General features: G+C 49.8%; 18 protein-coding genes and 1 pseudogene. 11 read left to right on the top strand and 8 right to left on the bottom strand.

The features are described from left to right. Window positions 1–45: 45 nt before the first annotated feature. Together ACGCCZ_RS02210 and ACGCCZ_RS02205 are read right to left on the bottom strand one after the other, a co-directional pair. Window positions 46–186 (bottom strand): hypothetical protein, encoded by a 141-nt coding sequence (locus tag ACGCCZ_RS02210; protein WP_411655175.1) that lies wholly within the window; start codon window positions 184–186, stop codon window positions 46–48. A gap of 289 nt (window positions 187–475) precedes the next feature. Continuing rightward, the gene (locus ACGCCZ_RS02205; protein WP_054323192.1) at window positions 476–1,678 is read right to left on the bottom strand and encodes a hypothetical protein; all 1,203 of its coding nucleotides are present in this window, start codon (window positions 1,676–1,678) and stop codon (window positions 476–478) included. Window positions 1,679–1,879: 201 nt separating this feature from the next. Here ACGCCZ_RS02205 and ACGCCZ_RS02200 point away from each other — a divergent pair, with 201 nt between their 5' ends. The 3 genes from ACGCCZ_RS02200 to ACGCCZ_RS02190 all read left to right on the top strand — a co-directional run bounded on the left by ACGCCZ_RS02200 (window position 1,880) and on the right by ACGCCZ_RS02190 (window position 4,666). Then, window positions 1,880–2,137 (top strand): helix-turn-helix domain-containing protein, encoded by a 258-nt coding sequence (locus ACGCCZ_RS02200; RefSeq protein ID WP_054323191.1) that lies wholly within the window; start codon window positions 1,880–1,882, stop codon window positions 2,135–2,137. A 143-nt stretch (window positions 2,138–2,280) separates the two neighbouring features. After that, window positions 2,281–2,634 carry a helix-turn-helix domain-containing protein gene (locus tag ACGCCZ_RS02195; RefSeq protein WP_054323190.1) on the top strand — a complete coding sequence of 118 codons (354 nt, stop codon included), beginning with the start codon at window positions 2,281–2,283 and terminating at the stop codon, window positions 2,632–2,634. A 745-nt stretch (window positions 2,635–3,379) separates the two neighbouring features. Then, window positions 3,380–4,666 (top strand): collagen-like protein, encoded by a 1,287-nt coding sequence (locus ACGCCZ_RS02190; protein WP_411655174.1) that lies wholly within the window; start codon window positions 3,380–3,382, stop codon window positions 4,664–4,666. Between the two features lie 455 nt (window positions 4,667–5,121). On the opposite strand, the gene ACGCCZ_RS02185 is transcribed toward ACGCCZ_RS02190, so the two are convergent. Then, complete coding sequence (locus tag ACGCCZ_RS02185) at window positions 5,122–6,399, bottom strand: aminotransferase class I/II-fold pyridoxal phosphate-dependent enzyme (RefSeq protein WP_411655173.1); 1,278 nt, start codon at window positions 6,397–6,399, stop codon at window positions 5,122–5,124. Between the two features lie 492 nt (window positions 6,400–6,891). On the opposite strand from ACGCCZ_RS02185, the gene ACGCCZ_RS02180 reads away from it, so the two are divergent. After that, on the top strand, window positions 6,892–7,293 hold the full coding sequence (locus ACGCCZ_RS02180) for a hypothetical protein (RefSeq protein ID WP_411655172.1): 402 nt from the start codon (window positions 6,892–6,894) through the stop codon (window positions 7,291–7,293). Here ACGCCZ_RS02180 and ACGCCZ_RS02175 read toward each other — a convergent pair. From ACGCCZ_RS02175 to murD, 5 genes and pseudogenes are all read right to left on the bottom strand, one after another. Next, complete coding sequence (locus tag ACGCCZ_RS02175; RefSeq protein ID WP_085533840.1) at window positions 7,262–7,447, bottom strand: DUF6440 family protein; 186 nt, start codon at window positions 7,445–7,447, stop codon at window positions 7,262–7,264. The two genes, ACGCCZ_RS02180 and ACGCCZ_RS02175, sit on opposite strands and share 32 nt — an antisense overlap. Then, complete coding sequence (locus tag ACGCCZ_RS02170; protein WP_411655171.1) at window positions 7,444–8,181, bottom strand: GNAT family N-acetyltransferase; 738 nt, start codon at window positions 8,179–8,181, stop codon at window positions 7,444–7,446. The genes ACGCCZ_RS02175 and ACGCCZ_RS02170 overlap by 4 nt, the downstream gene beginning before the upstream one ends. Before the next feature lie 8 nt (window positions 8,182–8,189). Next, entirely contained in the window at window positions 8,190–9,215 is a 1,026-nt protein-coding gene (locus ACGCCZ_RS02165; protein ID WP_411655170.1) for a M42 family metallopeptidase, read from the bottom strand. A gap of 1 nt (window position 9,216) precedes the next feature. Further along, the gene (locus tag ACGCCZ_RS02160) at window positions 9,217–10,236 is read right to left on the bottom strand and encodes a M42 family metallopeptidase (protein WP_411655169.1); all 1,020 of its coding nucleotides are present in this window, start codon (window positions 10,234–10,236) and stop codon (window positions 9,217–9,219) included. A gap of 179 nt (window positions 10,237–10,415) precedes the next feature. Then, a pseudogene (murD, locus tag ACGCCZ_RS02155) lies at window positions 10,416–11,808 on the bottom strand (UDP-N-acetylmuramoyl-L-alanine--D-glutamate ligase). A 171-nt stretch (window positions 11,809–11,979) separates the two neighbouring features. Here murD and ACGCCZ_RS02150 point away from each other — a divergent pair. The 7 genes from ACGCCZ_RS02150 to ACGCCZ_RS02120 all read left to right on the top strand — a co-directional run bounded on the left by ACGCCZ_RS02150 (window position 11,980) and on the right by ACGCCZ_RS02120 (window position 24,300). Then, window positions 11,980–13,257 carry a PepSY1/2 domain-containing protein gene (locus ACGCCZ_RS02150; RefSeq protein WP_054323184.1) on the top strand — a complete coding sequence of 426 codons (1,278 nt, stop codon included), beginning with the start codon at window positions 11,980–11,982 and terminating at the stop codon, window positions 13,255–13,257. A gap of 865 nt (window positions 13,258–14,122) precedes the next feature. Next, window positions 14,123–14,329, top strand: coding sequence for a tyrosine-type recombinase/integrase (locus ACGCCZ_RS02145; RefSeq protein ID WP_411655257.1), 207 nt, complete (start codon window positions 14,123–14,125; stop codon window positions 14,327–14,329). Window positions 14,330–14,792: 463 nt separating this feature from the next. Further along, window positions 14,793–16,028 (top strand): beta-ketoacyl-ACP synthase II, encoded by a 1,236-nt coding sequence (gene fabF / locus ACGCCZ_RS02140; RefSeq protein WP_054323183.1) that lies wholly within the window; start codon window positions 14,793–14,795, stop codon window positions 16,026–16,028. 12 nt (window positions 16,029–16,040) lie between these two features. Further along, on the top strand, window positions 16,041–17,678 hold the full coding sequence (locus ACGCCZ_RS02135) for a class I adenylate-forming enzyme family protein (protein ID WP_411655168.1): 1,638 nt from the start codon (window positions 16,041–16,043) through the stop codon (window positions 17,676–17,678). 337 nt (window positions 17,679–18,015) lie between these two features. Further along, a complete protein-coding gene (locus tag ACGCCZ_RS02130) occupies window positions 18,016–20,379 on the top strand; it encodes a hypothetical protein (protein ID WP_411655167.1) in 2,364 nt (787 codons plus the stop codon). Next, window positions 20,333–21,586: a hypothetical protein gene (locus ACGCCZ_RS02125; RefSeq protein WP_411655166.1), complete on the top strand. Its 1,254-nt coding sequence runs from the start codon at window positions 20,333–20,335 to the stop codon at window positions 21,584–21,586. The genes ACGCCZ_RS02130 and ACGCCZ_RS02125 overlap by 47 nt, the downstream gene beginning before the upstream one ends. 1,142 nt (window positions 21,587–22,728) lie before the next feature. Next, on the top strand, window positions 22,729–24,300 hold the full coding sequence (locus tag ACGCCZ_RS02120) for a response regulator transcription factor (RefSeq protein WP_158089034.1): 1,572 nt from the start codon (window positions 22,729–22,731) through the stop codon (window positions 24,298–24,300). The last annotated feature ends 14 nt before the right edge of the window (window positions 24,301–24,314 follow it).

Raw genomic sequence — 24,314 nt, 5'->3', positions numbered from 1 at the left:
GTTTCCGATAGGAGATGGGTTCGGATTATTGCTTTTCTTTGACCGCTATGAAACCACCCATTTCCGCAACAGAGTGCGGCGCAAACCCACCTTCAAGCCGAGAGACCCACGGGAGAAGAAAGCAGCACTATAAACGCAAAAGGGCGGGCGCACCGTGTAAACGGCTGCGCCCGCCCTTTTTGCCATTCCTTCGTTTCGGCCTCCTGCCTCGGCCCATTCCGGGGAGACGTTCGGCGCCCCATGCTCCGGGACAGCCTGCGGAGGGTGGGATAGCCAGCAAGGAGATCGGGCGGTAGGTGATAGACAAGGGGTAGCTAACGGAGATTGATGCCGTAGGGGAATTTGTAGACAGATGGACCTCCTTTTAAAATCTATATATACGAAATGTTCCGATTTAGTTCAAATATAATGAAAAATATGCGTTAAACAATTAGATTTGATAGTCTATTGCTTACTTCTTCAATTATATTTTAGCCTATTCACGATATTTATCCACTTCGGCATCGGTTCTGCTCAAATCCAACAGCACTGTTCGCTTCACTTGCGAAGCATATTTTTGTATCTTTTCCGCATGTGGCGTGGCAGACAAATCACAAATGCAAAAATCTGTTTGCTCAAGCATATTGATAATTACATCAAGACTGTCTGCATTATTTTCCAAACCCGCATGGCTTACACATCCCACAGCATGGCAGGGTGGGCAAAACCGTTCCAGCATATGGTCTAAATCGCCGTTGCTTTCGGCCAGTGACTTGCCGACTATCATTCCTGTGATATGGAGTGTGTTGTGGTATGAGGTGGTCAATACAAACATAAAACTGGAGTGAATATATGACTGTTCCACATGGATGCACTTTATCCCATATGCCGAGGTCAGAAAATCAAAAATACCTTTGAAGCGGCTTAGCGAGCCGTATGTAGCCTCACCCAAAATAAAGAGGCCACAGGTATGCTCTCTTTGCTTCTGTTCTGCGGCCATCGCTTTGTTGTAACGCAGGGACAGATGCTTACGGATTGTTCTGCATCCATGTTGCAGGAGCTGCCGTGCCCGTTCCCGGCCAACCTCCAGTGCTGTGCCAGCTTCTATCAGTGAGCAGCCTTCGTTCATGCTTTGAAAAACAATTTGTTCTTTTTCTGTCATAAGCGGAGCAGTCTCTAAAATGGCTTCCTCTGTTTCGGGGCTTGTCAAGCTGATGATGTTCAGTGCGGCTTGTCCTTTGGGGATATGGCTTTCAGCATCGTATAACTTGCCATAGTTGTAACTGATAAGGTGCGTGGATTTTTGCACTGACCACTTCAATAGCTTCTTACGAGGTATGGTAACATCATATTTCTTTGTGGGACTAAATTGAAGTGTAACTACTTTATTGGGAATAAAAATAGGAACTTTTGTATATTTCGCATTATCCTCCAGAAGCACCAGAGTAATCGTGACTTTTTGAGGAAAGCAGGTTCTGGCTCTCAATGCTGCCAACATACAAAGATAGTAAAATCTACCCCTCGGATAAATCAAAAATTCTACCGTCTCATGGTACTCTATGATTTGCTCGACCACCGTTTGCAGCCTATGTTCAAGGTCTGCATCGTACACTTCCTCATGTCCTATGAATGAGCAAACCGCTATTGGCTGTTTTTCTTTCTCGTGTTCTGTCATACCCTGTTTGGATTTTGCACACACATCAGTCCACCTCCGTTTTTCGCCTGTCAATAAAATCATTTCTTCTTTTGGTACTTCAGTAGATGAAATAGGGAATATCGATTGGTACTAACAGATGAATTTTCTCTCCCTCAATTACCCGAATTCGGGTAATTGAGGGTATGATTATTGCTATCATGAAGACACTATCCTTAGGCTAAGGAGGGACTTCAGATAGCAGTAATGGATTATGGGTATGCACGAATTCTTGTTGACCGAATTTTGTCACTCTGTAAGTCCAAAGAAATATCGATTAATAAACTGTCGGAAATGAGTGGAGTTAGTCAGTCAACTCTTGATAATTTGGTAAATGGTAAGACATTTAATCCCAGAATTCGGACACTTCACCGAATTGCTCTTGCATTCAGCATGACGGTAGCCGAATTTTTGGATTTTCAAACCTTAAATGACTATTCTTTTGAAGATTTATCTGATGATTGAGGACGGGCACATTGGTTGATGTTGCCTGTCTTTCTTTTTTACCATAAATCTAGGTGTATTACTACGGCTTTTATCAGCGGCTTGTATATATTCTTCGTGAGAGTGTTGGGGGCTACACTCTTATATAGAGGCGGTGTAATGCTATGCCAAGAATATTGAAAAATATAAACATTGAAGTTGGTAACAGAATCAAGCAACAAAGGCTTGCTCAGAATTTAACTCGTGAGCAGTTGGCACAGCTTTCAGGATATAGCGCTAACTTTATTCAGGAAATAGAGCGTGGCCGCTCTGGGTTATCTTCTGAATCTATGCGTGCTTTCGCCATCGCACTTAAAGTTTCATCTGATAGCTTACTTTTTGGCGGTGTATCAGAAAGCTTTGAATTTCTTTTCGATAAATTGAACGCTGTACCGCAGGAAAAAAGAAAATATGTTATTAAAGTTATTGAGGCGGCTATTGATTGTGCTGTATCTCAAGACGGACCAGATGTTTTGTAATAGCGTCTAATCGGTTGCGGAATATAGAATTAAGGACGGGACGGACACCATCACCTTTGACGACTTGAAAGCGGCGCTGGATAAAGGAAAAACAGGTTCGGATTTGGATTGCTCAACTGCACCAACCAAGAAAGCTACGTTTTAGGCCTGTTATACATGCCTGAACGTAGCTTTTTTATGTCCTAATCTCTGTTGCATCGACTTTTAGGCACAATTATGGAGACGCTGCTGTAATGGAGAAGATTAAGCAGAGGTGAAGAGAGAAAAGGGTTATGAGACAAAATTTCGAAAGGACAGCCCATACCGGATCAGTACCCATCAGAGGACAAATAAGGAGAGATATTCAAATATAAGAGGATAGACCTTGTAAGAGTTCGTTTGGTTCGATTTGAGACACCATTTGGCTTTGGCATGTTTACTTGAAAGAAATAATTTGAGAAACTATTTTAAGGAATGCAGGAAGAGGTCATTGAAAAGCAGATGCCTAAGATAACAAATGTAACGGGAACAGCCAAACAAGATAGACTGTATATGCGTGAACGGAAGGTGTTACAAAAATTTTTAAATTAAATAGAGAAAATCTTTTGCAGCCTGCCAAAGTCTTTTTTGAAGTATAGGAAGTGGGTAGTTTTCAATCGATGTCCAAGTCGAGTGATTTAGGCTCAGAGCTACGCACGGGCCGACGTAATAAAACATAGATTGGGATAGGCCTTTCCGCCTAATTACAATTGATGGAGAGAGACTCATGAAAATATATCCGAATCAAGATTTACAACACCAGGATTGTGGCTGTCCTGTGCCACTTCCGTATTACTGTTGTATTCCTGGACCGCGGGGACCACAAGGTCCTACTGGTATGGGTGAAACCATTGCTATCCGAAATACCATTACAGGGGAACCTGGAACAGAAGCACGGGTGTATGATATTACTGGGGGCCCACAGCATGTGTTAGATTTTGTTATCCCAAGAGGACAAACGGGTATTCAGGGATTACCGGGGAGTACTGGTCCAGTCGGCCCACAAGGGGTACCAGGTAGTGCAGGTCCGGCCGGTCCCCAGGGTGCAACAGGAGGCACAGGTCCGACCGGCCCCCAGGGTGCAACAGGAGGTACAGGTCCGACCGGTCCCCAGGGAGCGACAGGAGGCACAGGTCCGGCCGGTCCCCAGGGAGCGACAGGAGGCACAGGTCCGACCGGTCCCCAGGGAGCGACAGGAGGCACAGGCCCGACTGGCCCTCAGGGTGCGACAGGAGGTACAGGTCCGACCGGTCCCCAGGGAGCGACAGGAGGCACAGGTCCGACTGGTCCACAGGGAGTACCAGGTAGCACAGGCCCGACCGGCCCCCAGGGTGCAACAGGAGGTACAGGTCCGACCGGCCCCCAGGGGGCAACAGGAGGTACAGGCCCGACTGGTCCCCAGGGAGCGACAGGAGGCACAGGTCCGACCGGCCCCCAGGGAGCGACAGGAGGCACAGGCCCGACTGGTCCCCAGGGGGCGACAGGAGGCACAGGCCCGACCGGTCCCCAGGGGGCGACGGGTCCAGCTGGCTCTACATCCAGTGGCTTAGCAGCATATGGTGGCCTGTATAATACCAATACACAGCTGCTTTTCTTTACTCAGGCAGATATGTATATTCCTGTGTCCCTCAATACAGCAATGCCTGCAAAAGGTGTTTCTTATCCAGCGGCCAATACGCTGGTCGTAGAAACCGAGGGGGACTACGAAATCAACTATAATATTCTATTAAATACATCCAAGCCGGTCACTGTCTCGATTGGAGTGCGTCAAAACGGTACTATGGTGCAACAAACTAGAGGATCACAGACATTAGCTACCGATGATACAACCGGGATATCCTACGATGGGCGCCTAGTTTGTTCGACCATTGTACACCTAAATGCCGGAGATACACTGGACCTGGTGATTTCGGTTTTGCGTACCTTGCCCGATAATTTGGATGCAATAATCAATGGAAATGCAAATGCAACATTGACGGTTAAAAAGCTGGATTCTATACCAAACGACGCATGATTCAACCATTAAATCACGCGCGAACGCATGTATGAAAAAGACTCTTGTATATTTTAAGACAAACTTATACTGTAAGATCATTCATTCGAAAGACTTTATTGAAAGAGTTGGCATGCTTCGAATCGTTTCGAGTCCAGAAATGGGAATCAACTAGGTTGTATTTTTTCCTTGTAAGGACGCCTTTTCATGAAAAGAGTTTTAGATTTACTCTTAAAAGACTATCATAGAAAAAGCCAAGGATATGAAATCCTTGGCTTTTTCTTCGTACATCACCGTAAGAATCCGTCTACTATGCCTCTTATAATTCGATCAAAAGATGGTCTTCTTTGTTTTAACGTACCACTTTTGTTGAGAATGGCCTTTGATCGGTCAGAAAGCTTTCCTTACGGCAGTTACAGATCCCATCCATTATTCCGTTGGACAGGAAAGAACTCATTGGTGGTATTTAAAATGTATCAAAGCGTGATGTCCAAAATGCCACGTTCTAGCATGGATTGTGCAGCCAACATGGCGCCTAACCGGCCGCTATGGAAGTTTAACCCTCCCTGCATCCAGGCAGCATATGGTTCACGCAGAGGCGCATCAGCAGACAGCTCAATGCTAGCACCCAAAGTGAAAGCACCGGCAGCCATAATGACTTTACAGTCATAACCGGGCATATCCCAAGGTTCCGGAGTGACAAATGCGTCCACCGGAGCTCCCTTTTGGACGCCTTGGCAAAAGGCAACCAATGCTTCCTCCTGGCGGAGCAGAACCGCTTGAATGATGTCCGCACGCGGTTCATCTGGCTTAGGCGTCACATCATAGCCAAACGAATGGAAAAGTGCCGCTGTAAATGCCGCCGTTTTGAGCGCTTCCCCTGTGACATGGGGGGCATGGAACGCGCCCATGAATAGTTCCCGATTGTTTCCAAGTGTACAACCGATCTCCTTTCCAGTTCCCGGCGTGGTCAGGCGGTAAGAACAGCTTTCGACCAAATTCTTACGCCCTGCAATGTAACCACCTGTCGGGGCCACACCGCCTCCGGGATTCTTAATCAGAGATCCCGCCATCAGATCAGCACCATGGCTGGTCGGCTCGTCGCGCTGAACAAATTCCCCATAGCAGTTGTCCACCATAACGATACAATCGGGCGCCTTTTCCTTTGCGATTTTGGCTATGCGCTCAATGTCCTCTACGAAAAGGGAGGGACGCAAACTGTATCCGCGCGAACGTTGAATGTAAACCATTTTGATCGCAGGAGTTATACGTTGGGCAATCGTTTCGTAGTCTGGCGTCCCATCCGGCAATAGATCCACTTGCTGGTATTGTATCCCAAACTCCTTTAAGGAACCATTTCCATCTCCGGTCAGCCCGATCACCCCGCGTAGAGTATCATAAGGCAAACCGGTAACACTGAGCATGGTATCTCCCGGGCGCAAAACGCCAAAAAGCGCGACAGTAAGCGCGTGGGTACCACTCACAAAGTTGTAGCGCACCAACGCATCTTCCGCACCAAGCGCTTTCGCATACACCTGGTCGAGCACCTCGCGCCCGCGGTCTCCATAACCATAGCCGGTAGAAGCGGCAAAGTGACTCTCGCTTACACCGGAATCAATAAATGCAGCCAACATCTTTTGCTGGTTGTAATCGGTGATTTCGTCAATGTGCTTGAGCACAGGAGCGATCTCCTCCATAGCATGCCGAGCTGCTCTTTGGATTCGTTCATCAATTTGAAATGCGGGGTATATCATGGGATTTGTTCTCCTTTTTCCAGTTCCCGGCACACTACAAGTTGTTTTCGTGAATTCCGTTGTAAGTGCACCTTTTATAGATGTATAGTCGATCGTTGATTGAAAAAGATTCTATAATCGACTGTAAGCTTTGCATTTTTATGGACCTTTGTGCGCCAAATAACAGGCTATAGGTGGACTCGTATGGCCCATTACCAGGGCCCATCCGTTACCTGGGACGTAAAGATAAGACGGACTGCCGCTTTACTTGAAACAACATAAGTTACAGACCGTTTAGACATCGCGAATAATAGGACGGAATGCGTTCCGATGAAGAACGTACAAACGGGGAAAATGCTCATTCACTTTTTATAGGTTGCAATGGCGGGTAGCCATCTGATTGTTTCACACAAAAAACACTTCGCCGCGATTGGATGATTTTAGAACCTCACCATCTGCGAATTTTGGATGGAATACACGGTCGAGAAAACAAGGCGCCGCCAAGTCCCATCGATGGGGCGCTTGTCCCTATACAGCGTAGAATGGGTTCATGCGGCCACCAGTGTGGATAAGCGCAGAAGTGCCTGTGTAGGGATGCTTTTGCATCTATTGGGAGAGCACTTCATGCAGGGGCATATCAGCACCATTAACTCGTTCGAAATCCTAAGCGCTTTGATTCATACGCTCTGCGTCAGGGGGCTGCCCAAGAAGATTTTAGACAGCTGCCGCTCAAACATCCTGCCATATCCCCAAAAGGCACGGGAGAAACTTGCCTTTTTGGATTACCAATCCATTGTCCTGAAAATCAGAGGGACACGATCGTTGGATGGGGATGAAACCGGGCCTTCCCAAAATTTTGACTTCGTTCGCAATACCCTTTCAATCAACCCGGAAATGGCTTTACCGGCGAAATGACGGGTTTTCCTTCGCGGTCGAGCAGGGGTGTCAGGCCGCCTGCATATCCGTCACAGACCTGCAAATAGTTCACACCGGTCCTTTGGTCCACAAGGATGCGGACAATATCCATCGTTCCTTGTGAATAAATGACTTCGAAACGTTTTTCTTTCATAGAGCATCCCTTTCTTGTAAAGATAATTCGGCAAACCCACAGTGCCTTGTAAAGCCGAGCGATTGATAAAATTCTTCGTTTTCGCCAGCAGCCCGGAAAATATAAAAGGTTTTGGCCGGAAGGCTTGTAGCCAATGTACGTACAATATTCGTTCCCAATCCGCGGCGCCTAGCTTCTGGTTGGACGGCGACAGCAGACAACACAGCCGCATCTTCGGTCCAAGCAGAACAGATTGCACATGCAACGAGGGAGTTCCCCTCCTGGATAGCAGCGGAACAGGCGGTACCATGGCGGGTGCGATGGGACAGGTCGAGATAAAAGGGTTCAAACGCGGGGGGCTGGAACTGCGCTGCCTGACATGCACACAACAAAGGATACAGCAGGCGCGGGCTGGGATTCCAGACAATCCCTTCACCTTTGAAAGGCTGTGGTGCATGGAGCGTCATGACCTCTCCGGTCTGTTTCCACGGAAAGGGCAGCGAGTGTGCAGCAGCCTCAGAACAGAGAAGAATTCGTGCGCCCACAGCGGGAAAGAATTCGGCCAGCTCGTCAAAGTCTGCATCCGGATGCGCATCCAGGATCATGGCATCGTCCAAGAGGCACATTGCCGCTTGTCTTGCTTGGACCCAGAAACGCGCGAAAGGATGTATGAAGCCATAGGCATTGGCTGTAGCACGAATCCGACAGGCAAAAGCGTTTCCTGTGAAGGGAACGAGCGCATCTTTACATTCCACAGACCGGATCATTCGCCGCCTGCAATCTTTTCCGCTAGACGCTCAATCAGCGTCTCCGCCTCGTGGAAATCCTTTTGGGAAATGATACTGACAGCGGAGTGTAGATACCGGCAGGGCAAGGACACCGCTACAGTACGCACCCCTCCCCGCGCAACATGGATTGCACCTGCATCGTTGCCGCCGGCCACGGCCTGTTTGGTCTGGCAGGAGACGCCAGTCTCCTGAGCAGCGTCAAAAGCCATCTGGTAGTATGCACGGTCATAGATGGTCCGGCGATCCATGAAGGAGATCACCGGTCCGGCGCCGACATGGCAAACCCGCTTGTCCTCGGGAACGCCCGCTATGTCCGCAGCGGTCGTACTTTCCACCACAATAGCGGCTTCCGGGTCTGCAATATAGGCAGCTGTTTTGGAGCCGTTTAGTCCGGTTTCCTCTTGTACGACAAATGCAAACAGCATGTCATAGGGCAAAGACTTTTTGATCAGATCGATCAGGATGACACATCCGGCGCGATCATCCAGAGCACGACTTTTTATAATACCGTGAGTAGTATCAAAGAGAGAGTCAAATGTCACAGGATCTCCCGGCGACACAACCGCTTCCGCCTCTTGACGGGTTAGCGCGCCAATATCGATGTAGAGGTCTTTGACCGGTACAGCTTTCTCGCGCTCTTCACTTGTGAGCAGGTGAATCGGTTTTGCTCCGATCACGCCGGGGATATGTTCCCCCACAGTGACCGGTTTTCCACACAAAACCCGGCGGTCAATTCCGCCGACCGTAGAGAAGCGGAGCAAACCGTTTTCTTCGATGTATGTGACCGTCATCCCCACCTCGTCCATATGGGCATTGAGCATCAGCTTTGTTTTGGCGCGCCTTTTCCCCTTTTTAAAGGCCAGGATGTTGCCGAGCGGCGTGATTTCCACACAGTCGGCGTATGGACGGATTTCTTTCAGGATAATCTCACGGACCGCTTCCTCAAAGCCAGAAATTCCACGGGCACAACAGAGGCGCTCTAACAATTCAATATCCGCCATCTCATTCCACCCCTTTCACATATTCCGCCAGGAGGCGTGCAGTGTATTCCACGTCCTGGACATCGATGACCTCGACAGGCGTATGCATATAACGCAGAGGGATCGAAACCATCGCTGTGTGTACGCCGGCGCGTGACACAGCGATTCCATCCGCATTCGTACCAGTCTCTCCGCCCATGATCTCCATTGTAAAAGGAATCTCGTTCTTCTTGGCGAGCTCTTTCAGGCGATGAACCATCGGACGGTTGAGAATGGGCGCCATGCCGATCATCGGCCCACCGCCGAGTTTACCGCATTTTGCCGGGTCAACCCCAGGCTGTGCAGCAAAACTGACATCCACCACGATGGCCTCTGTGGGTTCCAAAGAGAAAGTTCCCGTCTGCGCCCCTTGTCCGCCCACCTCTTCACGGCTGCTCAACAGAACGGTAAGTCCACAGGAGAGATTCTCACCGTGCAGAAGTTGCGCACAACGGATTAAGGCTGCGCATCCGGCACGGTCATCCAATGCAGGGGATGCAATGCGGCTTCCTAACAGACGTTTTTGTGGCGCACGGATCAAGGCTCGGTCTCCGGGAGAAACGAGCGCTTCCGCTTCCTCTTTTGAGAGGCCAACATCCACAGCCATCCGATCGATGGATTCCACTTTGTCCTCTCCTCCCTCGACGAGGTGCGGAGGCATACAGCACATAACGCCTGTCAACGGTTCTCTGCCATATACAGTGACAGGGCTACCGGGAAGAACCCGCCGGTCCGTTCCGCCACAACGGTCGATGCGGAGAAAACCATCCTTTTCGATTTGGGTAACAATCAAACCCACCTGATCTAAATGAGCATCCAGAAGTATCTGCCGTTGAGCGCCGCGGTTTCCCATACGGCATATGACGTTTCCCATTCGATCGATTTCGGTTTCGCCGCAATCCGAAAGCTCCCGCGCCGCGCGTCGGGCTGCCTCCGATTCATCGCCCGGCGTACCCGGTTCTGCACAGAGCGCAAAGAGTAATTCTTGAAAATCCTCTATCATAGCGTTCCTCCTCAAATTATCAAAACACGATTAGTATAATTTAAAAACAAAACAACGATTTGTATATATTGACAATATATACAGCGAAATCGATTCGGTTTGTCACAAGAAGACAAAGTTCGAATTGTTATATTGATTGACAACGAATTGTATAAAATAAAAAAATAATCCAACAAGTATTATTTTAAAGCGTTCACAAGGCGTTTGAAATGGTTCCCTCGCTCTGCGAAATTGGCGTATAGATCAAAACTTGCGCTCGCCGGAGATAACGATACAATATCGCCTTCTTGGGCTTCAGCACGGCAGATCTCCACCGCTTGTTCCATCGAGCGCGCGTGAAGAATTTTTGGGCAGCCTTCTTCATAGGCAGGGGCAGCCTTCACCGCCGCTTCAATTTTTGGACCGGTTGCTCCCATAAGGACCAGAGTTTTGACCTTCCCCACGATCACCGGGCCGAGGTCATCGTATGGAATCTTTTTGTCATAACCGCCGGCGATCAGAATGATCTTGTGGTCATATAGGGACAGGGTGCCGCGCGCCGTGCGTGTCGGGCTCGTTCCGATGGAATCGTTGTACCACTTAACGCCGTCCAACTCGCGCACCAGTTCTGCACGGTGTTCTACACCGCCAAAGTTGCGGGCCACGATGCGGATGGTTTCAACATCCACGTCTCCCCAGACAGCACAGATAGCCGCCAGATAATTTTCTACATTAATGGCGCCTGGAATCTTAATTTCTGACGTATCCATCACATAGGTGTCCTCCGCTCCTCTGGAAAGCATAATACGTCCAGATTCGTCAACCCAAGCGCCATAAGCGCAGCGCCCGCGGCGGCTAAATGTATAGAGCTGCCCGCGGACTTCGGAGGAAAATCCCGCGGTAATGGCGTTGTCCATATTCAGGATTGTGCGCCCAAAGGCATTCTGGTGCAAGAAGATATTCTTCTTTGCATCAATGTATTCCTGCATATCCTTGTGGATATCCAGATGGTTGGGGGACAGATTGGTCACAACCGCCACGTCTGGGCTTTTGCGCATTGAAATCAATTGGAAGCTGGAGAGTTCTACAACCGCCACATCGTCTGCGGCAACGCGCTCAATTTCCGGAAGAAGCGGCCGGCCGATATTCCCCCCAAATGGACGTTTTTCCCCGCCGCTTTTAAAAATTCCGAAATAATGGTGGTAGTGGTGGTCTTGCCGTCGCTGCCTGTCACGGCATAAATTATACAGGGGCACAGATCAAAAAAGATCTCCATTTCAGAAGTGACAGCTGCTCCGCGTGCACGCGCTGCTTCCAGCTCTGGCAAGGTGAATTTCATGCCCGGTGTTCGGAAGATGACGTCTTCATCCAGGTTTTGCAGGTAGGTTTCGCCCAGATGCAGCGTCACACCGCGGGCCTCCAGCTGTCGCCCGTCTTGCCGAGCGCTTCTCTGGTACGCCGGTCCCGCGCGGATACGACCGCCCCTTTTTCCTGAAATAATGCGATCAACGGCAGATTGCTGCCGCCAATACCGCAAAACGTCACACGTTTTCCTTTGACCGATTGAAAAAATGCTTCCACTCTGCTGTCCATCAAACCGCCCCCGTCTTATCATTTTGCACCGTTTTATCCAGAAATCGTTCAGCAGTAGTATTATAGCGCGCGGCAAATCGTTTCGCAATCCAAATTCCGTATAATCGGGCGAGACGTTGCTAAAAATAACCACATCCCATGACCACAAAACAGGAAGGGCGGTCGAATTTTATGACAAAGAACCGAAAAGTGCTATTTTTGTCCCTGGCGTTGGTTGCAGTGATCCTGGTGCTCGGAGGAACCACGGTCAGCGGCTATGTACAGGCGTCGAAATACAAGATGAACCTGAATTACAATTATCAGCGTGCCGTGACAGATTTGGGCGATTGTGTGGACAATATTGAAAGTACGCTGAACAAGAGTATCTATGCCAATACGCCTACTCAACAGAACGGCCTGGCGGCGAAGTTGATGCGCGAAACCAGTATGGCAAAAGCAGCGCTGGGCGTATTGCCGCTGGAGGGCGGCGACCTTGCCAACGTAAATAAGTTTATCTCGCAGGTGGGCGATTTCTCAATGGCGCTGTCGAATAAAATTTCCGCAGGCGGCAGCATCAGCGAGGAGGAGTATGCCTCTATGGCAAATCTGGAACAGTATGCCAAAAAACTCAAAGAGGGGCTGAACGGAATTCAACCGGATTTTGATGCTGGACCGGTGAATGCCAGTTTCCAGCAGGCGGCGGACGATTTTACGGATTATCCGTCCTTGATCTATGACGGCCCGTTTTCCGATCATATTGGGCAACAGGAACCGAAACTTTTGCAGGGACAGGCCGAAGTACCCCAAGGAAACGCACAGAACAATGCAGCGTCGTTTTTGGGGGTTACCCAGGACAAACTGACCCACACCCAGGATAGCGAGGGCGGCCTTCCCACCTACAACTTTGACTGCGGAACCATACGAATTTCTGTGACCAAAGCGGGCGGGATTGTAAGCGCCATGACGGATGGCCGGGAAATCGGCGGTACGCGCTTGGATGCAGATGGCGCCCGCACTGCGGCGCAAGGCTTTTTGGAAGCAAAGGGCATTTACAATATGAAGGAGAGCTACTATGTCATCAACGATGGCATTTGTACCATCAACTACGCATATTCACAGGATGGTGTGACCTGTTATCCCGACCTGGTGAAAGTCGCCGTGGCTTTGGACACAGGAGGGGTTGTGGAATACAACGCAACCGGCTATATTATGAACCATACCGATCGTGGAACCCTAACGCCGAAGATTACACAGGAAGAAGCGCAGAAGTCCGTCAGCCCCCGTCTGAAAGTGGAGGGCGGTTCTTTGGCGTTGATCCCGACACCGGGGCTCAATGAAGTGTTGTGCTATGAGTTTCAGTGCACCGGGGAAAACGGCGACCGCGTATTGGTCTATATCAACGCCTCCACAGGGATGGAGGAGCAGATTTTCATCTTGCTACAATCGGATTCTGGAGTCTTGGTAAAATGAGTGGAGGAGCGCGTGCAAGACCTTGTACGCGCTCCTTCTCTTTTCTGGATTCGATCTTCCAAAAGATGGAACGTGACAGGTTATGAATAAGTGTGTTGCTTGCCCGATCCGGTTTGATCACTCCCATTGTGTTCTTGTGTTTAGACAAACAGCCAGAGGTTTATGGAGGATACATTTGGAAGCCCCGCTTAGAGCTATTTGACGACACATTTAAAAATAGAACCATTACAGCACGCAGAGAAGTGGATTCACCGGCCCACGGATAAACGTATGTCAAGGAATATAAAGGAAAGGAGAAGGTAGGACTGCCCAATTTGGCTGTAAGAAATTTTTGAGACACAATACTAGGACAACCACAATAGACCAACCCCGATACAAGAAACAATTTATAGGTCCTTTGGGGATGACAGCGGGGATATTCCTTCTATAAAAGGGTACACCCCAACCAATCAACAAAAAGCTTGGCTGTTTTTCCAGGTCAATCGTTCGAAATGGTTTTGGCAAGTGCGCCAAAACCGTGTGAGAATTTTCTGCCTAAGATATTTTCCATTTCATTTTTGATATGGCTGGATTCAGCCGGAAATTCGGTGTTATTTATCCAGTCTGCTGTAGGAAGGTCAAGCCGGCCGGGGATTCAACATTCAGAAAGCAATAGAAGCGGATACCCGAATGCTGCAATTTTGGTGTGACAATGTATCATTACAAATGAAGTGGCGCTGGATTTCACAACCGTCGGGGAGTGGAGCCGCGTTCTTAAGGAAGGAGTAAAAAATCTCTGGAAATAGAATTTTATTTTCTCAATAAGCAAGACGACCCATATATAACGCTTGTTATACAACTTCATTCAGAAATCTTGTGAAGAAATATAGAAAAGTTATGCAAAAGGAATTGCCGAACATCACACCGCAATCTTTTAAGACACACCTTTTGCACGAACATGGCAAACAGGGAAATAACATCGAACAACCTTCGATACGGAATGGGGCATAAAAATGTCACGATGACACTTGGCTATTATGCACATCGCAGTTATCAGTCGGCACAAGCAGAAATGCAAAGATTGATGGTATAATCATACTACTTTAGATGAGGAAAGATTAAGGAAGTTTAAGGCTGTTTAAAATACTATCTACCGTACGCAAAAGTCTTAAGGTCGCATAAAATAAGGGTTTAAGGACTTTTAAGAGAATTTTAGAAATTTCTCAAATATTTATCAAATATTTATTTTATCTTTCCTATAAAAAGTGAAGTAGTTTTTTGGTTTCCGGGAAGGTTTTTTGTTTTGTGGAGGCTATTCGACATTCATCCTTTCCTTTTTTATACTTTTCTGGTATAATAACCAAAGAGTATTATTTATCAGCTTACTGCCTGCGGCGCCCTATGCGGGGTGCTTTCTTTATTCATACATACCGTTGAGGGGGGATGAACCGCAGGAAGGCTGCAATATGCTTCTTCGATCGCAGTACTGCTGGTGAACGGCGGGACATCTGCCTTTGAGGCGGGCTGCGGAAACTTTCAAAGAATGGGGAACCGGCATGAAAGAGAAGAAATTGGTAATCACCGGTATGGGGGCGGTAACACCGGTTGGAGTGGGTGTACCTGCCTACTGGGATGCGCTGGTCGCCGGCCGTTGCGGCGTTGGCCCGATCACGCGCTTCGATGCATCCAACCTCCCCGTGCGGATCGCGGCAGAACTCAAGGATTTTGCCCCCGCAGATTACATGCCCAAAACGCTTGCCCGTACAATGGACCCATTCATGCAGTTTGCTTTTGTCGCTGCACAAGAGGCGTTGCGAGACAGTGGCCTGCGCGTGGAGACCGAACCCGACCGGGTCGGCATTGTGATGGGAACGGCGATGGCTGGAGTGACCACGGTGGCGCAGACACAGGCGTCTTTCGATGCGGGCCACCGCGTAGGACCGCGCTTTGTACCCATGGCGATCGGGAATATTGCAGCCGCACAGATTGCGATTGCAGAGGGGATTCGTGGTCCCAGTATGACGCTCAATACCGCTTGCTCGGCGGGTGGGGACGCGCTGATGACGGCTGCTATGCTGTTGCGTTCCGGTGAGGCGGACGCTATTTTGGCTGTTGGCGGCGAGAGCATCCTCTGCCCGATTGTGGTGTCCGGCCTATCGCAGGCAAAGGCGCTCTCCCGCTGTAACGATGATCCGATCCATGCGTGCCGCCCCTTTGACCAGAACCGGGATGGGTTTGTCATCGGTGAAGGCGGAGGGGCCCTGTTGCTTGAAACGGAGGAACATGCGCAAGCACGCGGCGCGATGATTCATGCGGTGCTGGCGGGATGGGCGAATACGTCGGACGCGCATCACGTTACCGCCCCTTGCCCGGATGGTGCAGGCGCGGCTGTCTGCATGCAGCGCGCGCTGAAGCGTGCTGGAATGCAGCCATCCGACATCGGTTACATCAATGCCCACGGAACCTCGACCTTACTCGGCGATAAGGCTGAAACGCTTGCGGTCAAATCGGTATTCGGAGGGCGTGAAGCAGCTCCTCCGGTTTCTTCCACGAAATCTGCGACGGGCCATCTGATGGGGGCGGGTGGCTTGACGGAAGCGATTGCCTGTATCAAGGCAATACAAGAGGGGATTTTGCCACCCACCCTACATTTGGATGTTCCTGACCCCGACTGTGATCTCGACTATGTGCCAAATGTAGCCCGCAAGGTGGAGATCCATGCGGCCATGTCCAATTCGCTTGGTTTTGGCGGGCAAAATTCCAGTATTATTCTTTCCAGATATGAGAAATGAGGCGAGAACCTATTGCAGAACAATTATACGTATGACGTCGCCATGTTCCGCGATACATTTGAGACGCGGTTTACTTATTTGAATGGTTTTATGCGCAATGTATCGCGCTTTAAAACCCGTCCAGCGATGACCGATCCGCTTTCTGGACGCCGCTGGACCTATGAGGAGCTAAACATTGAGGCCAACCGCTTGGCTCACGCCCTGCGGGCAAGCGGTGTGGGAAAAAATGATGTTGTGATGTTCACGCTGCTGAACTCCCCTGAATTCGTATTTTGTTACCTTGCAGCGCACAAGGTCGGAGCCATCGCCTGCCCGGTCAATTACCGGCAGGGAGCAGGTGAAATTGCGCTTGTTATTGATGATAGTTGTCCGAAAGCGTTTTTATACGATGCAGAGTTTGGCGAGCTTTCCGCCGGTGCATTGAATATGTGCCAGCATAAGCCGGGTGCAGTCGTGATGGTGGATTATAAGGGCGGCGCACAGGTGCCAAAGGGGCACATCCTTTACAAGGATTATGTATCCGGCCAATCCGAAGACGATCCCCCGGTCGATTTTCATCCGCATATTTACGATGAAACGACCCGGTTGTATACATCGGGGACAACCAGCCGCCCCAAAGGGGTTCCGGTCAACAATGTAAACGAGGTGCTTTCAGCGCACGATGTGATGATGCACTTCCCGCTCGGTCCGACAGACCGAACCATGAATATGACCCCGTGGTTCCATCGCGGCGGTATTCACTCGGGAGGACCCTGCCCCACGCTGTATGCGGGCGGCGAAGTGGTGATCCTGCGCGATTTCAGCCCGAAGAGATGCTTGGAATATGCGGAAAAATATAAGATCTCCTTTTTGATCGGTGTCCCGACGATTATCGCGATGCTTGCCCGCGCCCAAGAGCGCGCGCATGCGGACTTGTCCGCTCTGCGCGGCATCGTTACGATGGGGGCGCCCTTTGAAAAGGCCGCGTGCGAAAGATACCTGCAGCTCTTAACTCCCAATATTTTCAACGGTTATGGCACGACGGAGACCTTCTGGAACACCTTCCTGCGGCCGTTCGATTTGCCGGATATGGCGGGGTCTGCCGGCCGTTCCTGCACGGACGACGACGTACGTCTTGTTGCCCTGCATGAGGACGGCACCCATGCGGAACCGGATGAAATGGTTCCGCGCGACGGAATGACCGCTGGGGAGATCATTATTTCCTCGCCTGCAAAGAGTGCGTTCTGTTACTTTAACAATCCGGAAATGACTGCCCAAAAATTCTATAAGGGGTGGTTGTACACCGGCGATGTGGGAACTTGGGATGAAAATGAATTTGTTACCGTGTCCGGGCGCAAGGACGATATGATTGTGTCGGCGGGGGAGAACATCTATCCGACGCAGATCGAAGCTGTACTGAACGAGCATCCTAAGGTTGCTGAGAGTGCGGTAATTGGAATTCCGGATAAACTGCGCGGCGAAGTTGTAGCGGCTTATGTTGTCCCGTCGGATGACAGCCTGAGCGTGGCAGAGTTAAAGGACTACTGTATGCATAGTCCCATGTTATCTTCGTACAAATGGCCTCGCGAGTACCATATCGTGAACGAACTACCGCATACTGCGACGGGAAAGCTGATGCATTACAAGTTGCGCCAGCAGGCCCAAAAGTAGTTTTGGAATGGATGGACTCCTTTCCTTTTAAAAAAGGAGTCCAGTCAAAAAAGGAATTTATACGCATCTTTTGGATATGTATGGATTCTGAATAACCATTTAGAAGTTTATCGCCGTCCAAGTTGGGCGGCGATTTTTTTGTTCCATATTGGTATTTAAACCGCTAGAAATATGCGCTATTTTGGTTAAAAAATTGTATTATTTACACGAATTTTTATAAATACACTGAGTAACCGGAGTGATACAATGAACTCGACAGAAGCAGAGGGATAGGTCCAGGAAAGGGGGAACGTTTTTAAGCGGCGGATTTTGAAAACCAAGTAAAAGGAGGAGCGATATGAAAAAGAAACTGGCTGCGTATTTACTCAGTGCTACTATTTTATGTTCAGGGGTCACGACGGCATGGGCTGCCGTCCCCGTAGAACACGAAAGGTCTGCCTTGGCTTTTTCCGAACATATTCTTGACCGGACAGCATCGAAAGGGCTTGTCAATCTGGCACTGAATCCGACAGGGGTGGGCTTTCCAAAACTGTTTACCGAGTACACCAACGCAGGCGACAATCTTAAAGATTTAGCAGATGGGATCATTTCTAGTAAACAGGGGCCGCCGATTGACGAAGGGCCGCGGAACCGCTGGACCAATTATGACAGACAGGAGACAGCGTTTGTCGAGGTGCAGTTTGAAACCGAACAGGATGTCCACCAGGTAGAACTGTTCGCATACAACGATTTTGGAGGCGTGCCGACCCCCAAAGCTGTGAGCGTTCAATATTGGGACGGGAGCCAGTGGCAGGAAGCAGCAAATCAAGAGGTCACGGTGGGGACCTATGAGAACGACACCTGGATTGTGCCTTTCACGATCAACTTCGATGTGTTCCGTACCGCCAATGTACGGGTGACTATGATCCCCCAGGACGGAAAGTCGGTCGGTGCATCCGAACTGCGTGTATGGGGCGTCCGAGAGATGCTGCATGGTTTTGAAATAACTGTGCCGGAAATGGTACCGGGAGACAACCAGTTGCCGCTTTCCGTCATGCTGGAGGAGGCTAAAGAGCAGAGCCAACCGGTCTACATCAAGATGGTGGACAGCGCGGGTGCCGAACAGGTCTTTATGGAGGAGATCCCGGCAAATAAGCAGACTGCGGATTTTTCCTTGGATCTGACAGAGGCCGTGGAGGGCCGCATCCAACTGACGGTTTCTTTGCAGGAGGATTTTTCGGAAGGAAGGACCGTTTTCTTGACAAAACGTTTGTCCGAGGATCTTTTCCAATCGATCTATGAGGAAGTCAAAACGCCGTACGAATATGGAATTGTGCTCTCCTATTCGGGAGTCGGGACGGACACTTTTGACAGCGACCTGATCGACAATCCCAATGTCTTTGCCATTCCGGGCGACGACACTTATGTCTATATGACATATGTTGGGCACGATGGGACCGGATACCGCACGGGCCTGGCCCGCAGTATGGACATGCTTCATTGGGAGAAAGTCGGGAAGATTTTGGAGAATGGTGAACCCGGCGCTTGGGACGAATACAATGCAGCGGGTTATATCGTCCGCGACCACGAATGGGGCGAACTTCCCACTCCACATGTGACAGAGGATGGCCGGCTGGCGATGACCTATTTGGCATCGGATACCCCTGGTTATGAGGCGGGCATCAAACGCGCTGGCGTGGCGTTTGCAGACAGCATTTTCCAGCCGGATGGGTCGCTCTCCCAGTGGGAACGCGCTCCAGATCCAGTGCTGGATGCGAATGACGGCGCTTATCCTTATGAAAAGGGAATTATTTGGAAGTTACAAGCCATTTGGGACGCAGAAAACAGCCGCTATGTGGGATTTTACAACGCAGCGGGCGGTCCTGAGGTTATGTGCCAAGCGTATTCCCAAGATTTGCTTCACTGGGAACGTGAGGCAACCAATCCCGTGCTGAATCAGGATATTTCTCCCAGCGGCGCGATTTGGGGAGACAGCCACAATGCCGACGCGGATGTTGTAAAAATTGGGGATTACTGGGTGATGTTCTACTTTACCAGCTCTCCCGGCGGTATTATCGACTCGTTCGCTGTTTCAAAGGACATGGTTCATTGGGAAAAATCGTATATTCCGTTGACGGAGCGCAACAATACCTACAGCTCTACCTATGCCCATAAGCCCTGTGTTGTGAAAAAGAATGGGGTTGTCTACCATTATTACAATGCAGTGGGGAGCGAGGGTCGTTTGATTGCGCTGGATACGTCCATCGACTTGAGTGCTTTGCAGCGTGCGCAGGCAATTTCTCCAGAGGATTGTTCGGAAGCATGGTATCAAGGTTTGCAGGAAAAGGTAACCGCTTTGCAGACGGAATTGCGTGTGGACGGCGGTTCTTTAGAGCGCATTCAGGCGGCGCTCCAAGCGCTTGAAATTTATCTCGACGCGGGCGAAGAGGTGGAATCCCAGCTTCTGACGGTGCAGTGGAGCGGTAACGCATCGATGAGAATCGAGGGTAATGCGGAAGAGATCCTGATCCACGGACGCGATCTACGGCGCAAAAGTGCAGCCGGGCGAAGAGCTGACCTTCACCTTTACCCCGACCGAAGGTGTATTTTCAAGCGCACAGCTCAACGGCGAGGACATCGAGTTTGGAGCGGATGGTTGCACATATACCTTTACAATGCCAAACGAGAGTACGAGCCTGCGTTTTATATTTGCCAAAGTTAACAAGAGCATCCTGGAAGTGGTTCTGGAGCAGGCCAACGCCGTGCCACAGAATGTGATTGACCGCCTGGTGCCCGAGGTGAAGGAATTCTTTACGAAGGCCCGGACAGATGCACAGACGGTTTATGACAATGTGGGCGCTACCCAGGAAGAGGTCAACAAGGCATGGAGTGATCTGCTGGACGCGATGCATTTGCTGAAATTCGAAGCAGGCGATCAGGAAATACTGCTGCCGTTGATCAACATTGCAGAGCAGCTGGCGGAGCGCCTGGACGAGTTCAAGCCAAGTACAACGGCGGGCTTCGAGGAAGCACTCGAGGCGGCGAAGGAGGTCTATGGCGAGGAGAATCCGCTGAAGGTGGATGTCGATGAGGCATATGGCAACTTACAGGCAGCGATTGAGAAGTTGGAAAACCGTGCGGATGCAAGCGAACTGCAGGGGGTGGTAGACGAGGCGAACACCTTCGATCTGGATAGCTACATACAGGATGAGGCATTCAATACCTTTACCAAGGTATTGGCAGAAGCGGAAGAGCTGCTTCTAAACACAAACGCAGACCAAGCGGATGTGGATGCGAAGGCGTTAGAGCTGATGAAAGCAATGACAGCCCTGCGGAAGATTCCGAACAAGGACGAGTTGAACAAGTTGATCGCTGAGATGGAGCAAAAGGATCTGGTTGGCTATACCGACCGCAGTGTGGCAGCCTTTAAGGCAGCATTGAGCGTTGCGAAGGCGGTTGCGGTGGACACGAATGCAGACAAACAGGCGGTTACAAAGGCATATGTCAATCTGGAAGAGGCTGCAAACGGCCTGGTCAAGGAGGAGAAGCCGGGCGCGGGCAGCAGCGGAAGCAGCAAGGGCAGCACGTCTGCCAACGTGGGCAACGCATACGGCAAATCGGGTATTGTCTCTGCAACTCAGGGCGTGACCAGCCAGCAGGCGCATGTGGTTTCCGACACGACAGTGAACTTTGCGCTGAAACACGGCCAGGCATACTGCTTTAAGATGACGGTGGTCGATGGCGCGAACCAGATGCCAAGCTTCACCGTCGGCAATGGAGATGTGTTAAAGACACAGTTTGTGGCGAAGATTGGCAACGACTACTACTATAGAGTCTATGCGATTGGCACGCCGGGCCAGAGTACGGGCGTGTACACCACCCTGCCGGGCAATGCTCCAGTCAAACATAGTGTAGTGACGATTGGCTGAGTGTTTTCGGAGGACTTCCTACGTGGAGCACGGAAGCAAACCAATCGCGGTTTGCTTCCGTGGTTGCCGCCGTAGGCGCGCCCGGACCGGAGGTCCGCGTAAGACATTGCACGTCCGGTAAAGCACTGTACAGGGAAGGTTGGCTAAGTCGGAAATGGCAAAATAAAAGAAAAGGCTTCTCTTCTTCTCAATAAACGAAGGACCTGATCCTGGAGATCTCCAGGATCAGGTCCTTCTATGTGTTATTCACCCGCTTTTTGCATGTGATAAGGTTGTGCTTTTTTCTTCATGAAAATTTTTGCCTGCTTCTGTAAGACTTCTCCCGTGGAGTGGAAAGCAAATTCCTAGCAGTTTGTTTTCTTAGGGAACACCGTAGGCGCGAAAAGACACTGTACGTCCGCCATAGGCATGTAAGGCGTTGCACATTTAGTGGAGCACTATACAGGAACGATTATCTAAACCACCTAGGGCCTCTCCCTTATGGATCAAAACAAAAAATTTTTGCGCTTTGCTTCCGTAGAAAATACTGTAGGGAGGGAAGACACTGCGTGTCCAGTGATGATTGACTCATGGAAGCCAAGATAAAAGGGAAGGATTTTGCCCGATAAACAGTAAAGACCCAACCCTGGGGATTTCCCCAAGGTTGGGTCTTCTGTGTTTTGCCCTTCTATTTCTGAATGTGTGAGACAGAGCCGGGGGGTTCTGCTTTTTGAGCGCTCTTCATTTGCCTATCCAGAATTTCCATGTGGAACGAAAAGCAAAATTTGTACGGATTCTTTATATGGCCCATGCCGTAGGTATAAAAATGCTGTGTGGCCATTGGAACTCTAATGATTTTTAAATTGGCTCAGATTTTGTAAGGAAAGTCCTTCTATTTTAATTAATAGGAAAATGTTAAAACATGGTACATTTATACTTGTTTACAGAAAATCATTGTGTGGAATGGTATGTAAGCAATATTCCAGACAGAGAGGATCTCGTACAGGCACATGATTGGCGCCAAGACATCTGATACGTTGCCATCCGGAAGATTTGTATAGATCTTTTGATAAAAGTGGAGAAACTTCGGCGCTTGTTGGAAAAGCGCGAATACGCTATAATAGGGACAGAAAAACCGCCGGATGGTGGGGAGGGGGAACATTATGTGTACCTATTGCCGCATCCTGATTGTGGAGGACGAATATCTTACCCGTCAGGGGGTCAAGGGGCTGATTCATTGGGAGCAGGAAGGGTTCCAGATTGTTGGGGAAGCATCCAATGGTGCGGAAGCTTTGGCACAGATTGAGGAATTGAAACCACATATTGTATTGACAGACGTGGTGATGCCTGTGATGGATGGAATCGCTTTGACGCAGGCAATTCAGGAGCGCTATCCCGAAACACGCGTGATCGTATTGAGTGGGTACAGCGACTTTGAGTATGTAAAATCTACCTTTCAACATGGCGCTGTGGATTACATTTTGAAGCCTACCTTAAACCAAGACGAGCTGTTGGCAACGCTTCGAAAGGCCGCCGGGCAGATCCCGGATTTTGTGCTTACCCGCGGAGGCGGGGATTCCTTCGAAAGTATCCTCAATCAGGCCCTGTCGGGGTTTCCTGCGCCGGATGCCCTGGATAAGCTGCACAAGGTGTTTCCCTATCCGCGCTTTTTCTTGATGGGGATGAACGTCCCCTATGTATTGGGCAATGCAGCCAACTTAAACCGTGAGGCAGGCGCCTTGGCCGCGGGTGCAGAGGAATTTTTACCCGGGGTAACAGCACGAGTGGTGACGGTTGATCGGAAATTTCTTTTGATGATTGTCAACTATGCTGCAGAACCTTACCGCTCTTTGACAGAGCGTGCCAAAAAACTGGTTGCTTCTCTCCGGGTAAAGACACCGCGTATTTTTTATGTGTATAGCAATGAATTTCAGGGGTTGGGGATGCTGAAAGAGACATACAACCGGCTGACTGCGCTCTCCCGGCAGCGCTTTTATTGCCGCGATGAATTTATTCAGGGCGAGGATGCGTTTACCCCAGTCCCCGCGGAACCCTTCGACCTTGCATCGTTTAATACACAAGTGCATAGCTCTGACATCACAGGCGCTTTGACACAGTTGGAAGCGTGGTTACAGCGGGCGGTTGAGCGGCAAGCGCCCGGCGAATTTGAGTTAAAATCTTTGGTTCAAGATGCGTTGTATCAAGTTCTTTCTTCTTGGGAAGAAAATGGCATGGATGCAGAACGAATCAGTTCCCTCAAGCGAGACTGTTTTATCCAGATCAGCGAGGCGAAGTTTGCCCAGGATCTTTTAGAGGCGTTTCATTGTATTCAAGTAGAATTTGTCAAGCTCTTCGAGGAGCAGACGCCGCGACAGGGCCGGCGTTCGGTCCAGGAGATTCTCGATTATGTGGAGGAACACTGTGCGGAACCCCTGACCTTGAACGATGTTGCAAAGACCTTTAACTTTAATTATTCCTATTTATCCTCGTATTTCAGTGCAAACAGTCGCGAAGGATTTAGCGAATACTTGAACCGCGCACGGATTCGCCGGGCAGAGGAACTTCTGCGAAAGGGAGATATTCCGGTCTCCGAGGTATGTGGAATGGTTGGTTATGGCGATCATAGCTATTTCTGTAAAGTATTTAAGAAATTTACCGGGAAGACGCCGAGCGAATTCCGCCGGCAGTACGGCGCTGTTTCGCCGATCGGAGGGAAACGATGGAAAAATTCCTAGATAAACTGCGGTCC

Origin of the sequence: Anaeromassilibacillus sp. SJQ-1 (assembly GCF_046693725.1) — a bacterium.
GTDB lineage: Bacteria > Bacillota > Clostridia > Oscillospirales > Acutalibacteraceae > Anaeromassilibacillus.
Note: the sequence above shows the minus strand (reverse complement) of the source record. Positions and strands in the feature narration are given on the sequence as shown.